General features: G+C 67.6%; 11 protein-coding genes. 3 read left to right on the forward strand and 8 right to left on the reverse strand.

The genetic code is table 11. The features are described 5' to 3' along the window. Nucleotides 1–88 precede the first annotated feature (88 nt). Entirely contained in the window at nucleotides 89–1,102 is a 1,014-nt protein-coding gene (locus tag AB0A63_RS39415) for a magnesium transporter (protein ID WP_360401519.1), read from the forward strand. Here the strand turns inward: AB0A63_RS39415 and AB0A63_RS39420 are convergent. The 8 genes from AB0A63_RS39420 to AB0A63_RS39455 form a co-directional block, all read right to left on the reverse strand. Then, the gene (locus AB0A63_RS39420) at nucleotides 1,080–2,117 is read right to left on the reverse strand and encodes an acetate/propionate family kinase (protein ID WP_360401522.1); all 1,038 of its coding nucleotides are present in this window, start codon (nucleotides 2,115–2,117) and stop codon (nucleotides 1,080–1,082) included. The genes AB0A63_RS39415 and AB0A63_RS39420 overlap by 23 nt on opposite strands. A gap of 72 nt (nucleotides 2,118–2,189) precedes the next feature. After that, complete coding sequence (locus AB0A63_RS39425) at nucleotides 2,190–4,565, reverse strand: phosphoketolase family protein (RefSeq protein WP_360401525.1); 2,376 nt, start codon at nucleotides 4,563–4,565, stop codon at nucleotides 2,190–2,192. Continuing rightward, complete coding sequence (locus tag AB0A63_RS39430; RefSeq protein WP_360401528.1) at nucleotides 4,562–5,701, reverse strand: AI-2E family transporter; 1,140 nt, start codon at nucleotides 5,699–5,701, stop codon at nucleotides 4,562–4,564. Before AB0A63_RS39430 ends, AB0A63_RS39425 begins: the two co-directional genes overlap by 4 nt. A gap of 163 nt (nucleotides 5,702–5,864) precedes the next feature. Next, the gene (locus AB0A63_RS39435) at nucleotides 5,865–6,551 is read right to left on the reverse strand and encodes a GAF and ANTAR domain-containing protein (protein ID WP_360401531.1); all 687 of its coding nucleotides are present in this window, start codon (nucleotides 6,549–6,551) and stop codon (nucleotides 5,865–5,867) included. 56 nt (nucleotides 6,552–6,607) lie between these two features. After that, nucleotides 6,608–7,228 (reverse strand): GAF and ANTAR domain-containing protein, encoded by a 621-nt coding sequence (locus AB0A63_RS39440; protein ID WP_360401567.1) that lies wholly within the window; start codon nucleotides 7,226–7,228, stop codon nucleotides 6,608–6,610. Further along, nucleotides 7,155–8,510, reverse strand: a complete 1,356-nt coding sequence (locus AB0A63_RS39445) for a transcriptional regulator (RefSeq protein ID WP_360401534.1) — start codon at nucleotides 8,508–8,510, stop codon at nucleotides 7,155–7,157. The genes AB0A63_RS39440 and AB0A63_RS39445 overlap by 74 nt, the downstream gene beginning before the upstream one ends. Nucleotides 8,511–8,857: 347 nt before the next feature. After that, a complete protein-coding gene (locus tag AB0A63_RS39450; protein WP_360401537.1) occupies nucleotides 8,858–10,183 on the reverse strand; it encodes a hypothetical protein in 1,326 nt (441 codons plus the stop codon). Nucleotides 10,184–10,746: 563 nt separating this feature from the next. Beyond that, nucleotides 10,747–11,640, reverse strand: a complete 894-nt coding sequence (locus tag AB0A63_RS39455; protein WP_360401540.1) for a hypothetical protein — start codon at nucleotides 11,638–11,640, stop codon at nucleotides 10,747–10,749. A 961-nt stretch (nucleotides 11,641–12,601) separates the two neighbouring features. Between AB0A63_RS39455 and AB0A63_RS39460 the strand changes: the two genes are divergently transcribed. Both AB0A63_RS39460 and AB0A63_RS39465 read left to right on the forward strand, forming a co-directional pair. Beyond that, nucleotides 12,602–13,767, forward strand: a protein-coding gene (locus AB0A63_RS39460) for an IS3 family transposase (RefSeq protein WP_360401543.1) whose coding sequence is annotated in 2 segments (ribosomal slippage) — nucleotides 12,602–12,886 and nucleotides 12,889–13,767 — 1,164 coding nt in all. Because the reading frame shifts where the segments join, the coding sequence is not laid out codon by codon here. A gap of 45 nt (nucleotides 13,768–13,812) precedes the next feature. Beyond that, nucleotides 13,813–14,403: a hypothetical protein gene (locus AB0A63_RS39465; protein WP_360401546.1), complete on the forward strand. Its 591-nt coding sequence runs from the start codon at nucleotides 13,813–13,815 to the stop codon at nucleotides 14,401–14,403. The last annotated feature ends 154 nt before the right edge of the window (nucleotides 14,404–14,557 follow it).

Here is a 14,557-nt window from a genome sequence, read left to right on the forward strand (position 1 = left end):
CCCCGCGGTCGCCACGGTCTCGTGAGGAGACGTCCGTGAACATTTTCATCGGCTGGCGCCGGTCAACCGACCACCGGCACGCAAGACGATGAACCCGTCCCTGTCCGGGACCGCGGATCCGAACCAGCCGGTGACCGGCCGGGGACCGGCCGATCTGCTCAGCACAGCGGCCGCGCACGCCTCCATGAACGTGCCGGTCGTGGCGGCGACCGACATCGCGGACGAGGTGCACGCCGGTCTGCGGGGGCGGAAGTTCGACAGCGCGGCGGTGCTGGCCGTGTGTCGTGGCGACGCCCTGATCGGGCTCGTCACGATCGAGCAGCTGCTCGCGGCCTCGCCTGACACGCCGATGAGCGCGATCATGGATGCCCGGCCTCCTGTGGTGCACCCCCACGTCGATCAGGAGAAAGCGGCCCGGCAGGCGGTGCAGAACCGGGAACCCGGGCTCGCCGTCATCACACCGGACGGCCGGTTCCGCGGGTTGATCTCGGCACAGCGCCTGCTCGGCGTCCTCATCGAGGAGCACGACGAGGACCTCGCCAGGCTCGGCGGTTTCCTCACGACATCTGCATCTGCGCGAAGCGCGAGCACGGAGCGGGTGGCAAGGCGGCTGTGGCACCGTCTGCCGTGGCTGCTCGTCGGCTTGGCGGGAGCACTGCTGGCGGCGGGAATCGTCGGGTCCTTCGAGGAACTGCTGGCCCGCCAGGTCCTCGTCGCGCTGTTCGTGCCGGGAGTGGTGTACATCGCCGACGCGGTCGGCACCCAGACCGCGGCCCTCGTGATCCGAGGGCTGTCCGTGGGCATCGGGATCGGACGTGTCGCGCTGCGCGAGGTCGTCACCGGCGTGCTGCTCGGCACCCTGCTCGCGGCGATCGCCTTCCCGCCGATCCTGCTGGTGTGGGGTGACTTCCAAGTGGCGCTGGCCGTGTCGGCCGCGTTGCTGGTGGCTTCGTCGATCGCGACCGCCATCGCCATGGCCCTGCCGTGGCTGCTGCACCGGCTGGGCCGCGATCCCGCGTTCGGTTCTGGCCCGCTGGCCACCGTCGTCCAGGACCTGCTCTCGGTCTACGTCTACTTCGTCATCGCGACCGCTCTGCTGTGACGATACCGCGCGCCTCGCGAGCGATCTGGAGGTCCTCCCGAGCGGTGATCACCAGTGTCCTCACGTCCGCACCGGCGGCGGTGATGTCCTGATCGTCGCGCACGGTGTCGTTGCGGTCGAGATCGATGGCCGCGCCGAGGAACCGCAGCCGCTCGACCGCTCGACGTCGCACCGCGGACGAGTGTTCACCGACCCCACCGGTGAACACGAGAACGTCCATCCCCCCGGTTGCCGCCGCCATGGCGCCGATGCCACCCACCAGTCGATGTGTGTAGACGTCCAGAGCGAGGGCCGCGTCCGTGTCTCCACGATCCGCCGCGGCTTCTACTTCGCGCATGTCACCGGTGCCGGCGAGCGCGGTGAGTCCGGAGCGCTGTTCCAACGCCGTGGCGACCTCGTGCGGTGACAGGTGTTCGTGCTCTTCCAGCCAGAGCACCAATCCGGGATCGACGGTACCGGACCGGGTCGCCATCACGAGACCTTCCAACGGGGTGAAGCCCATGGTGGTGTCGACGCTGCGTCCGTCCACCACTGCCGCGAGCGACGCTCCCGCGCCCAGGTGACAGGAGACGACCCGCAGCCCGGCCTGCGGCCGGTCGAGCAGTTCTGCCGCGCGGCGCGAGCAGTAGCCGTGCGAGAGGCCGTGGAATCCGTAGCGCCGGATCGCGTAGCGGTCCCGCCATTCGCGTGGCACCGCGTAGGTCGCGGCCGCCTCCGGGATCGTGGCGTGGAAAGCGGTGTCGAAGCACGCCACCGCGGCGATACCGGGGAATTGTCCGGTGACGGCGTCCAGAGCGGCGAGCGACTTGGGTTGGTGCAGCGGGGCGAGGCCGGTCAGATCGTGCAACCGCTCCCGCACCACGTCGTCGATCCGTACCGGACCGGTGAAGCCGGTTCCACCGTGCACGACACGATGCCCGACCACATCCGGTTCGTCCCAGTCACGCAGGACTCCGGCGAGGCGCGACGTGTCGAACCCGTCCGCTCCGGCAGGCAGGTCAGCGGTGTGCCGCACCGCGTCGTGCTCGTCGAGGAAGCGGAGCTTCAGGCTCGACGAGCCCGCGTTGACGACCAGCACTCGCACTGCTCAGTCCTGTTCCGGCCAGGTCCAGCCGGAGATCGCCGGGTCGTCCTCGCCGTGTTCGCGGGTGTACCGGCGTGCCGCCAAACGAGCATCCGTCATCCGCTGGCGCAGCGTCGCGGCGTTGCTGCCCAACGACGGGACGCGGTCGATGACATCCATGACGAGGTGGAAGCGGTCGAGGTCGTTGAGCATCAGGACGTCGAACGGCGTGGTCGTGGTGCCTTCTTCTTTGTAGCCGCGCACATGGAGGTTGTGGTGGTTGTTGCGCCGGTACGTGAGCCGGTGGATCAGCGCCGGATAGCCGTGGAATGCGAAGATCACCGGTTTGTCCGTGGTGAACAGCGCGTCGAAGTCGCCGTCGGACAGCCCGTGCGGATGTTCGCTGGCGGGCTGCAGCCGCATCAGGTCCACGACGTTGATGACCCGCACCCTCAGCTGGGGAAGGTGGGCGCGCAGCAAATCCGCGGCGGCCAAGGTTTCCAGCGTCGGGATCTCTCCCGCGCAGGCGAGTACGACATCGGGCTCGCCGTCGGTGTTGCTCGCCCACGGCCAGATCCCGAGACCGCGCGTGCAGTGCGCGACCGCCTCGTCGATGCTCAGGTAGGTCAACGCGGGCTGTTTGCCGGCGACGATGACGTTCACGTAGTGCTTGCTGCGCAGGCAATGGTCGGTCACCGACAGCAGCGTGTTGGCGTCCGGCGGCAGGTACACCCGGATGATCTCGGCTTTCTTGTTGACCACGTGGTCGATGAACCCGGGGTCCTGGTGGGAGAACCCGTTGTGGTCCTGGCGCCAGACGTGCGACGACAGCAGGTAGTTCAGTGACGCGATCGGTGCTCGCCACGGAATCGCGCGTGTCGTCTTGAGCCACTTCGCGTGCTGGTTGAACATCGAGTCGATGATGTGGATGAACGCCTCGTAGCAGTTGAACAAGCCGTGACGGCCGGTGAGCAGGTAGCCCTCGAGCCAGCCCTGGCACAGGTGCTCGGACAGCACCTCCATCACCCGTCCGTCCGGAGCGAGGTGATCGTCACCGGGCTCGGTGATGGCGTTCCACGTGCGGTCGGTCGCCTCGAACACCGCGGAGAGGCGGTTGGACGCCGTCTCGTCCGGCCCCATGACGCGGAACCGGTCGGGATTGCGGATGATGATGTCGCGCAGGAACGCGCCCAGCACCTTGGTCGCCTCGGCGGCTTCTGCGGCAGGACGCTCCACCGGTACGGCGTGGTCGCGGAAGTCGGGCATGACGAGGTCGCGCAACAGCAGGCCGCCGTTGGCGTGCGGGTTGGCGCTCATCCGCCGGGCCCCTCGCGGGGCGAGTGCCTGCAGTTCCGGGATCAGTCGCCCGGTGCGGTCGAACAGCTCGTCCGGGCGGTATCCGCGCATCCACTGTTCCAGCAGTTCACGGTGCTCGGGGTTCGCGCGGGTCGCGGCGACCGGTACCTGGTGGGCGCGGAACGTGCCCTCGACCGGCAGGCCGTCGACCACCTTGGGCCCCGTCCAGCCTTTCGGCGTGCGCAGCACGATCATCGGCCACAGCGGGCGCTTCCCCGTGCCGGATCCTTCGCGGGCCCGGTGCTGGATGGCGGCGATGTCATCGAGCACGAGGTCGAGCGTGGCCGCCAGTTGCTCGTGCACGTCCATGGGATCGTCACCCACGACGAAGTGCGGGACATAGCCGTACCCGCGCATCAACGCGGTGAGCTCGTCGTCGGGGATCCGTGCGAGCACGGCCGGGTTGGCGATCTTGTAGCCGTTGAGGTGCAGCACCGGCAGCACCGCGCCGTCCGTCGCCGGGTTGAGGAACTTGTTTGAATGCCAGCTGGCCGCCAGCGGACCGGTTTCCGCTTCCCCGTCCCCCACCACGCACAGCACCAGCAGGTCCGGGTTGTCGAACGCCGCACCGTAGGCGTGCACCAGCGCGTAGCCGAGCTCTCCGCCCTCGTGGACGGAACCGGGTGTCTCGGGCGCGACGTGGCTGGGAATGCCGCCGGGGAAGGAGAACTGCCGGAACAACGCCCGCAGCCCGTCCTCGTCCTGCCCGATCGAGGAGTAGACCTCGCTGTAGGTGCCTTCCAGGTAGGCATTGGCGACCAGTCCTGGACCACCATGACCAGGACCGGTCACGTACAGCGCGTTGAGGTCACGAGCGTTGATGACCCGGTTCATGTGCGCGTACAACAGGTTCAGCCCGGGAGTGGTTCCCCAGTGCCCGAGCAGGCGCGGCTTGACGTGTTCGGTCCGCAGCGGATTGCGCAGCAACGGGTTGTCCAACAGGTAGATCTGACCGACCGACAGGTAGTTCGCCGCCCGCCAGTACGCATCGATCAGCTCGAGGTCGTGCCGGGTGAAGGCCGGTGCCAGGTCGGTGCGTGTCACGAGCGTGACTCCTCATCAGGTTGTAGCGATCGTCTGTTGTGGACGGTGTTCGACGAACCGGTCGTCCAGGCCGCGTCTCCTCGGATCGTGGTGTCCGTCACCGCGGTCGGCGCCGCAACCGGTTGTCCGCCGCGGTGGTGCCAGATGTCGCGCAGGACGACCTGGATGACGCCGACGACCGGGATGGCGAGCAGTGCGCCGAGTATTCCGGCGAGTTCGGTCGCCAGGAGCAAGGCGACGAGCACGGTCAACGGGTTGAGCTTGACCGTCCTGGAGAAGATCACCGGTTGCAGCAGGTGGTTCTCCAGCTGCTGGTAAACGATGAAGAAGATGACCACGGTGATGGCCGCGGGCAGCGAGTGGATGAGCGCGGCGACACCCGCGACCACCGCGCCGAGGGTGGCGCCGACCAGGGGGATCAGGTCTGCGATCGCGACGAAGATCGCGATCAGCTCGGCGAACGGCACACCGAAGATCTTCAGCACGACGTAGGTCAGCACACCGCAGATCGCGCTGATGAGGAGATTGCCCGAGATGTAGCCGGTGACGGTCTTCGCGCAGTCGCCGCCCACCCTGCGGATGTGCTCCGCCCGCTGTGAGGAGAACAGCGCGAGCGTTCCCTCGACGACCTTCGGACCCTCCAGCACCGCGAGGTAGGCGATCACGAAGATGGAGATGGTCGCGACGATGCCGGTGACCGCGCTGCGCAACAGGCCCAGCGCCGGGGTGCCGAGGCCGGTGGCGAACTCCCGGATGCGTTCTTCGTTGTCACGGGCGAGCTCCAGCGCGTTCGTGCGCTCCAGCAAGATCCCGACGGGGCCTCTGCCACCACGTGCGTCCGCGATCATGTCCGGCAGCGCCGCCGCCAATCGTGTGCCCTGCTCGGCCAGCGGCACGGCGAACAACGTGAGAATGCCGCCGAACGCCAGCACGACGACGAGGAACACGACCAGGGTCGCCAGCGGGCGGCGGCACCACCTGACATGGTCTTGCAGCCAGTTCACCGCCGGGTAGAGCGCAACCGTGAAGACGACCGCGATGAGCATCCACACCAGAACTCGCTGGACGTGCATCACGAACACCACCGCCACGACCGTGGCCAGGGTCAGCCCGATAGTCGCGAGGATGGTCCGCACAGGAACCTTATGGGCGCGCTGGCTCGGCATCGTGTTCACCACTCCCGTTCCGGCCGTACGACGACCGTTTCCGGGGAACACCGAGGACAGCGCCAGTCCGGCTTCCGACGCGCGAAGTGCCCTCGGCACCTCGAACTTACGCCGGTGGGCTGTACGCCGCTTTTTACGGGCGTCGGGGGCTGCTGTCCCTCATCAGCTCGGTGATCTCCGGTGATCGCGATACGACGTGCTGCGCAACCTCTGACAGGAGCTGGTTGCTGTTGCGGGCGTGGGTGCGCATGAGGGAGAACGCGTCCGCGACATCGATCTGCAGGCGCTCGGCCAGGATGCCCTTCGCCTGCTCGATGACGATGCGGCTGTTGAGCGCGTTCTGCAGTTGTTCGGTGACCATTTCGCTGTGCCGCAGCGCCCGGACCTGGAGGATGCTGATCGTCGCGACGTTGGCAAAGGACTGGGCCAGTTCGACCGCGTCCTGCGGGATGGCGCCGGGCGAGGTCCGGAACAGGTTCAGCGCGCCGACGACCTGCTCGCGCAGCCGCATCGGCACCGCGTGCACGGCGGCGAATCCCTGGTCGCGCGCCGCGGCCGTGAACCGGGGCCAGCGCTGCGGTTCCTGCTCCAGGTCGGCGCACTCCACGGGCTGCCCGGTGTGGAAGCAGTCCAGGCAGGGGCCTTCCTCGTCCTGCAGCTGGAACAGTTCCAGCATGCGGGCCTGTTCGGTGGACGCGGCCACCAGGTTCAGCGCACCGCGCTGGTCTGCCAGCAGGATCCCGACCGCGTCCAACTCGAGCAGTTCGACGCAGCGTTCTGTCAACGTCTGCAGGAAGTCGATGGCGTCGAACCGCAGCACGAGCGTGTCCGCCAGCTCGACGAAGGTCTGGGTGATCCGCCGGTCCAACATGTGACTCACCTCTGTTTCTCGAAATCGGTGTCCGGGGTGAATCTCAGTCTGCGCGCGACCACGTCGGCCGCCACCTCCGACAGACGCAGGCCGGCGAGATACGCGTGCGCCCGCAATCTCAGGAACGCTTCCCCGAGATCGGTGTCCAGCTGCACCGACACCATGCCGGTGGCCTGGTGCACCACGCCCCAGCGGCGTTCCGGCTCGGTGGCCCACAGGTCGCCGCCGTCCAGCGCCTCCGGCGCCGCGGTCCGGCCGAGCAGCAGCGCCGTCGCCGTGTCCGCGAACAGCAGCGCGTCCGCGAGCTCCTCCGCCGACAGCGGGCCGTCGACATCCCGGCAGATCTCCAGGGCGCCCAGCGCGATCGCGCCGAGCGTCAAGGGGATCACGAAGATCGCCGCCACTCCCGCGGCGGCCGCGGCCGGGGCGAACACGGGCCAGCGCCGCGCACTCCACCCGCCCGCCAGATCGGATGCGAACACCGGCTGGTTCTGCCGCAGAGCCTCCGACACAGGCCCCTCGCCCACCGTTGCCTGGAGCTCGGCGATCTCGTCACCGGCAGTTCCGGCGACTTCGAGCGGTTGCGCGGTACCGACCAGGTAGACCGCGACACCGGCCGCGTTCAGACCGGCCCGGCAGGCGAGGCAGACATGGCGGACGCCGACGGGCTCCCGCTCGGCCACGGCGATCTTGTTGACCACCGCGAGGATGTCGAGATGCCGATTCGTGCCCATGCCGGTCACTCCTCGCCATTGTGATCCAGAACGAACCATAGCCCTTCACGCCACCGCCCACCGCCTCGGTTGCCGAACCACGGGGACCGGCGCAGAGGTGGAGCTGGGCCGAGCGCGGGAGCTCCGACGGAAACGAGTCAGTGTTGCCGGTGCGGGAGGCCGGCGTATTCGGCGATGCGCGCGATGAGCTCCCGCGCACCGTGTGGGAGCGGTGGCGCGCCGCTTGCTCGCCGAGTGGCCGGATGCGATCGCGGACGCGTGCCGAGGTGAAGGTCTCGGCGGGCGCCAGCGCGCGGAACCCGACAGCTACGCCGTGACCGAGGTCCCGGTCGAGCAGGTGGTTGATCGACAGCAGGACGAGGCTGAACACACGGCTGCGGGCCATGTCGTCGCCGTAGTCGTCGACCGCTCCGGTGAGCAGCGGAATCGCGGTTCGGGCGTGGCGAGGGCTCGTGGTGCGGGCCAGGTCGGTGTGGACGGCGCCGACCATGGCCGACAGATCCGTCTCGGTGAAGAACCCGGCCCAGCTGGGCACATCGGTGTGGCCGGCGGCCGCGAACCGGTCCCTGCCGCGATCGAGCTCGGCGAGCGCCTGACCACCGTCGCCCTTCCTGGCATGGGTCCAGGCCGAGTTCATCGACAGGATGCGGGCAGCGATCTCACCGCCCGGCCCGGCCGCGGCCAGCTGACCCAGCTCGAAGTAGTCCAACGCCTCGGCGAGGCTCCCGTGGTGCAAGCACACGCGGCCGAGCCGGTAGCAGATGTTGGCCACCAGGCCGTTGTGCCGGCCCCGACCGGCGAGCACGAACGCTTGGGCGAAGTGGACACGGGCACTGCCGGCCAGGCCGACGTCGAAGCACACCCAGCCGGCGAGGTTGTAGAGATCGCCCAGCGCCACGTGCAACCGGCGCCGCACGTACTCGGCGGCTGACGCGTCGAGCATCAACCGCCCCTCCCCCATCCGGCGGCGGATCGCGTCGAGACACGCATCGCCGCCTTGGCGGTAGTGCACCAGGCGCAGGGCGTGCGTGTCCGCCTTCAGCTGTTCGACGTCGGGCAAACCGATCGTGCGGGGCGCACGTTCCGCGCCGGGGAAGGATTCCGCGGTGGCCATAGCGGCACTCCTGACAGTAAAACTGGAGAAGTGGTCGCCGCCGGGGTCCAGGACGGTCACACGCCCTCGATGTCCAGCGGCTCACAGGCCACCGAACCGGCGAGGGGACTGCACATTCGTCGGCGTGAGCCGACTGCTACCCGAACACAGCCGAGCTCTTTCCCCCAATGCTGCCACCGAACAGGGCGGCACGCGAACGGGTGAACAGGCGTGGTGCCCGGAGTGGATCGCTGCTGCGCGCCGGCCACGGCGGGCGTGGGTATGGGTGTGAGCAGTGTGAGCCGCACCAGAACCGCAGGATGATGTGCCGTGGACGGAGTTGTCGGCGGCTACAGCGTCCCTGGGATCGCCGAGGGCAGCGGCAACACCGTTGCCGCTGGTGTTGCCGCTGCCCGTTGATACCGCTGTCAGCAGGTGCAGATGCCGCCGTTGTTGACCCCGGCGGCGCCGTTGCCGCCCGCGAGGCCGCTGGCGCCCGACGGGGTGGTGATGATGTCGAGCCCGTCGTTGATGGTTCCGGAGTTCCCGAGACCGCCGGCACCCGCGGCACCGCCGATGCCCCCGGGACCGCCGGGGCCACTGCAGCCGGTGCCGCCGTTGCCGCCACCGGCACCGTTGCCACCCTTGCCACCGGTCGCGGTGATGGTGTCCACGCCGGTTCCGCCGGTCAGGGTGCCGGAGTTTCCGATCCCACCGGCGCCACCGGCACCGCCCACGCCACCAGCGCCACCGGGCTGAACGGCCGCCAGACCGTTGCCGCCCTTGCCACCGACGCCACCGTTGCCGCCGAGACCACCGTTGGCCTTGAGCGAGTCAGCACCGGCACCGCCGCTGATGGTCCCGGAGTTCCCGACCCCACCCGCACCGCCGGCACCGCCGACGCCACCGGCGCCGCCGCCGTAACCGCAACCACCCACGCCACCGGCCGCACCGGTACCACCGGCACCACCGTTGGTGGTCACGTTGTCGAGACCGGCATCACCGAGATCACCGGTGAAGGTTCCGGAGTTCCCGACGCCACCGGCCGCGCCCGCGCCACCGATACCCCCGGCACCCGCGCCACCGGCGACGAGACCGCTGTTACCACCAAGGCCGCCAAGGCCACCATTGCCGCCCCTGCCCGCGGTGAGCACGACAGTGTCGCTACCGGCGCCACCGGTGACGTTCCCGGCGTTACCGACGCCACCGATCCCGCCGACGCCACCATCGCCTCCGGCGCCACCGGCACCGGAGGCGAACCCGGCCCCGCCCTGGCCGCCGTTGCCCCCGTTACCCCCGGCGCCACCGGTGACGATGATGCTGTCCGTGCCCGCACCGGCGTCGATGACACCGGTGGTCCCCACGCCGGCGCCGCCGACGTTGCCGGCTCCGCCGTTGCCGCCGGCATTTCCCGCAGGAGTGCCGGCATTGCCGTTGGCGCCTGCCGGGCCGTTGATGCCCGCCGTACCGACGACGCCGGTGACACTGATGGTGTCGCCACCGGCAAGGCTGTTCACCGTGCCGTTCACGGCACCGCCGGTGATGGTGATGATGTTGTTGCCCGTGGTCCCGGTCAGCACTTGACCGGCGGGGATCCCGGCGGTGCAGGTGAAGTTGGCGCCGCTCTGGGTGCATCCCGGCGGGAGCGCCAACGCCTGCGCGGGAACCAGCAGGGAGAACCCCGCCGCGGTGCCCAAGGCGATGAGGGCCCGACCGGCCCGGCCTGCCGTGCTGATGCGTTCTGTCGATCTCATGATCAACCTTCCACCCGTGAAGAGAATCCGCAGCTGACGCCACGAACTTGCGAGGTGGTGTGATGACCGGGGTCTGGAGCCATTGTCCGATGCCGGAAGATGAGGGCACCGGCACCAAGCAACCCTCGATACGACCGAGCTTTCACGCATTCGACACCGCTGGCAACAGAAGGAGCGGCCGGTCACCCATATGCGGTCAAGTCCCCACTGATGCCGCCACCGACGAGGGCCTCGCACCTGGACGACAAAATGCGTTCCGCAAAATGCGTTCCGCAAATTGCGCAACACCCGTTCGCAGAGGTTTTCGCATTTCTTTTATCACCTGCAAGCGGCGCGACCCCCACCAGCCCGCAAAGGCCTGGTGGGGGTCGCGCAGGTCTGGCTCCGTTATCAGATGATGGGGAGGAGCGCGCCAGCGGCACCGAGGATGCCGGCCACGGCGCCGTTGACGATGCCGATGACGGAGTCGATCAGGCCGCCGATGATGATGATTCCCATGACGAGATCTCCTTGCTGTTGAGTAGAGCATTTACTGGGTCGTGTGCGGTTCGTCCGCGCGATGGTCAGCCGGTGCAGCCGGGCACAGCCGGAACACTGCCGACGCAGTTGTTGGGGGTGTTGGCGGTGATGGGCGAGTTGGTTGCGGTCATGGTGCCGCCGAGGCGGTAGACGCCACCGGCGGTCAGCACCGCGGTGTTAACCGTGACGGCGGTTTGGGTCATGGTGGTCGCGGTGGAGTTGACGGCGGCGACACCACCACCTTCAGAGCCGGTGTTGTTGAGGATGAACAGCGGGCTGCCGGACACACCTGTGGTGCTCAACGTGCCGCGCAGGCCGTTGTAAATGCCACCACCGCGCAGCAGCGCGGTGTTGCCGGTGACGTTGCTCCTGGTGAAGGTCGCGGCGGGCGCGGTGTCCGAGGCGGTGTCGGCGTTGGCCAGTCCACCACCGTTGAGCGTGGCCACGTTCCCGACGAGGCCGCTGTTGGTGAGGGTGACCGCACCCCGGTTGAGGATGCCGCCGCCGTCACCGACGGCGCTGCCGTTCGTGAACACGACCGAGGTCGTCAGGGTCAGACTGCCGGTCGAGCCGACTTCGGCGATCCGGAACGGCAGCGCGGAGGAACGGGTGATGACCGCCGGGCCGATCATCTGGATCGGGGTCGTGATCACCGGCAGCCCGGTGGTCAGACCACCGTGAGCGGAGGTCAACTGATAGGTGCAGCCGCCCGCCAGCACGAGCGTGTCCGAGGCGGGAGTGCCGTTGGCCTGGTTCACCGCCGCGACCAAAGCGTTCTCACTGCACGCCACCGGAATGGTGATGGCTTGCGCGACGGGGGCAAGGGTGACCAGACCGGCAGCCACGATCGTGGCTCCGATCATGGCGTGGAGAGTGGTGCGGATGCGTTGCATGACGAGTTCATTTCCTGAAACGAAAATTGGGGAAACCTCCGACACGAAGGCACCAACGGAGAAAGACAGAAAGACTGCGGGCAGGGCACCCGATCAGAACGGCCTGCACATCGGGCCGTCCACACAAAAGCCTCGGCCCGTGATCTGTGTCCACAATTGTTGTGAACAGGTCACGTCACCGAGGTCCGGGGCAACAATGTTCAACCTACTCCTTCACCAAAGCGATGGGTACCACAGTCCCCCAAATGGCCCCTCCGTCGTACCTCTGATTGTCCCAGCCACGCCGAAGCCAGCTGATCAATGACAGCTGTGCCCGCGACTTCTGCACAGTCTCGGTTTCACGAGTAGCGCAAGGTTTGCGCAAGAGTCCGCGCGACCCGCGACGCGCGGCAAACACTCGGCTCGACACGGACGTGAAAATCGTGTCTCATAACGCCCGCGTGGTGTCGAAGTCCGCACTGTGCCGCTGAGCACAGAATTCCACATAGGCGATCCCAGGGCATGCTCATCTTACGCCTGTTACATCTGGTCCCCGTCCGCCTCATCGGCTGGCTGATCTTGCTCAGCCGCCCCCAACGTCGAAGGACATCGAACTACTGGTGATGCGGCACGAGGTCGCGGTACTGCGCTGAACCAACCCCGACCGCGCGGTGCTCGCCGCGCCGCCGTCCCCCCGCGCTACGCACGAGACGGCTGGACCCTCAAGGTCAAGCCGGCGGAACACGAGAGGTCGCTCCTCGACAGCGACGCGCAAGCCATCAAAGACTGTGGGGTGCCAGAGCTCTGGACTCGCCGCTGAGCTGCGGTAATCGTGCGTCATCGCCATAGCAGCGGCATGATCGTGAACGTGGCGTTGAGGCTGCTGTACTTCATCTTCGTCCGACTTGTCGGCTGGCTGGCTCTGCTCGGCCCATCCTCGGCGGCCAAAGATGTCGAGTGGGTCTGCTGCACCGTTAGGTAACATCTGAATTGGCTTGCCGTGATGGTGAGCTGGGAGGATGTCGCTGTGCCCAAGCCCTACCCTCAGGAGTTCCGCGACGATGTCGTGCGGGTCGCCCGTGACCGCGAGCCCGGTGTGACGGTCGAGCAGATCGCGAAGGGCTTCGGGGTTCACCCGATGACGTTGTTCAAGTGGCTGCGCCAGGCCGAGATCGAGGAAGGCGCCAAGCCCGGTGCGAGCCGGGCCGAGTCGGCTGAGCTGCGTGAGGCGCGTAAGCGGATCAAGCTGCTGGAGCAGGAAAACGAGGTCCTGCGCCGCGCGACGGCGTATCTGTCGCAGGCGAACTTGCCGGGAAAAGGCTCTACCCGCTCGTGACCGAGCTGGCCGCGGACGGGATTCCCGTCGCGGTGACGTGCCGGGGGTTGAACATCGCTCGACAGCCGTACTACCGGTGGCTGGCGGCGCCGGTCAGTGCGGCCGAGCTCGAGCGGGCTCGTCGGGCGAACGCGTTGTTCGACGCGCATCACGACGATCCGGAGTTCGGCTACCGGTTCCTGGCCGACGAAGCCCGCGATGTCGGCTGGTCGATGGCGGATCGGACCGCGTGGCGGATCTGCTCGTCGATGGGCTGGTGGAGCGCGTTCGGTAAGAAACGCGGCCGCAACGGCAAGAAGACCGGTCCGCCGGTGCACGACGACCTGGTGCGCCGTGACTTCACCGCCGCAGCGCCGAATCTGTTGTGGCTGGCCGATATCACCGAACACCGCACCACTGAAGGAAAGTTGTACCTGTGTGCGGTCAAGGACGTCTGCTCCAACCGGATCGTGGGCTACTCGATCGATTCCCGGATGAAGTCCCGGCTTGCCGTCACCGCGCTCACCAACGCTCTCGCCCGCCGCGGTGAGGTCGCCGGCTGTGTGGTGCACACCGACTGCGGATCGCAATTTCGTTCCAGGAAATTCGTCCGTGCGCTCGCTCGTCACGGCTTGACCGGCTCGATGGGCCAGGTCGGCGCCGCGGGCGACAACGCGGCCATGGAGAGCTTCTTCGCGTTGCTGCAGAACAATGTTCTCGACCGGCGCACCTGGTCCACCCGCGACGAACTGCGAATCGCGATTGTGACCTGGATCGAACGCACCTACCACCGCCGCAGGCGCCAGGCAGCTCTCGGCAGGTTGACCCCGATCGAATACGAAGCAATCATGGCCACGCCAGCCAGCCGGGCTGCGTGACTACAACTGTCACCTACTCGTGCAGCAGACCCATTCGCGAAGTTCATGCTGCGCATGTCGGGCGAGCAGATGAGCTACCAGGTCCCGATCTTCAACGAGCCCGCCCGCTCCATCGCACTCTTCGAGGAGACAAGGGTCGACCGTCAGCTCGAGGTCTTGCATGGCGACTGGGCCCAGGAGTTGCTCGGCTGCACCGTTGCGGACTATGTCGGCGTGGCGTTGCTGTTCCACACCGGTGCGCTTCGCAACAGCGGACGACTCAACCTCGACTGGCTGGATGGCGTGCACTTCGAGCCAGTCGTCCAGGAACTTGCCGCCAGCAAGGTCCGTTCCGTTGCCCGTGATCATTTTGTCGCATCGCGCGACGAGATAAAGCGGCGCCAGCCTGGCCACGACCCGCGCCGCCATCGAGACGCGTGGCGCTACCAGTTCAATCCACTCGAGGCCCGGCCTGTAGTCACCGGTCTGACTGCAGATCTTCTCATCCCGGTTCCCGGTCTCCTTGTACGCAAGGTCAGTCCTCTAGGCGTCTACCACACAGGTGTCGGGCAGTGGTCGGACAAGTTCACACGCGATGTGGGTTGGCTGTTCGAGGCATATGTCGGCCGGCAGCTTGGCCTGCTTAAGAGGTCCTAACAGAATGATCAACGTGGTGGTGTGCAGCATGTCGGATGTGGATCATGTTTGACCGTGAAGAGGGGTCAGTCGCCGCCGTGGATCGTCTCGGACGATCTGTGGGAGCGGATCGAGCCGTTACTGCCGGTGGTGCCGCGCAGGCCGCGTAATCCTG

It is taken from the genome of Lentzea sp. NPDC042327 (assembly GCF_040647275.1).
GTDB lineage: Bacteria > Actinomycetota > Actinomycetes > Mycobacteriales > Pseudonocardiaceae > Lentzea.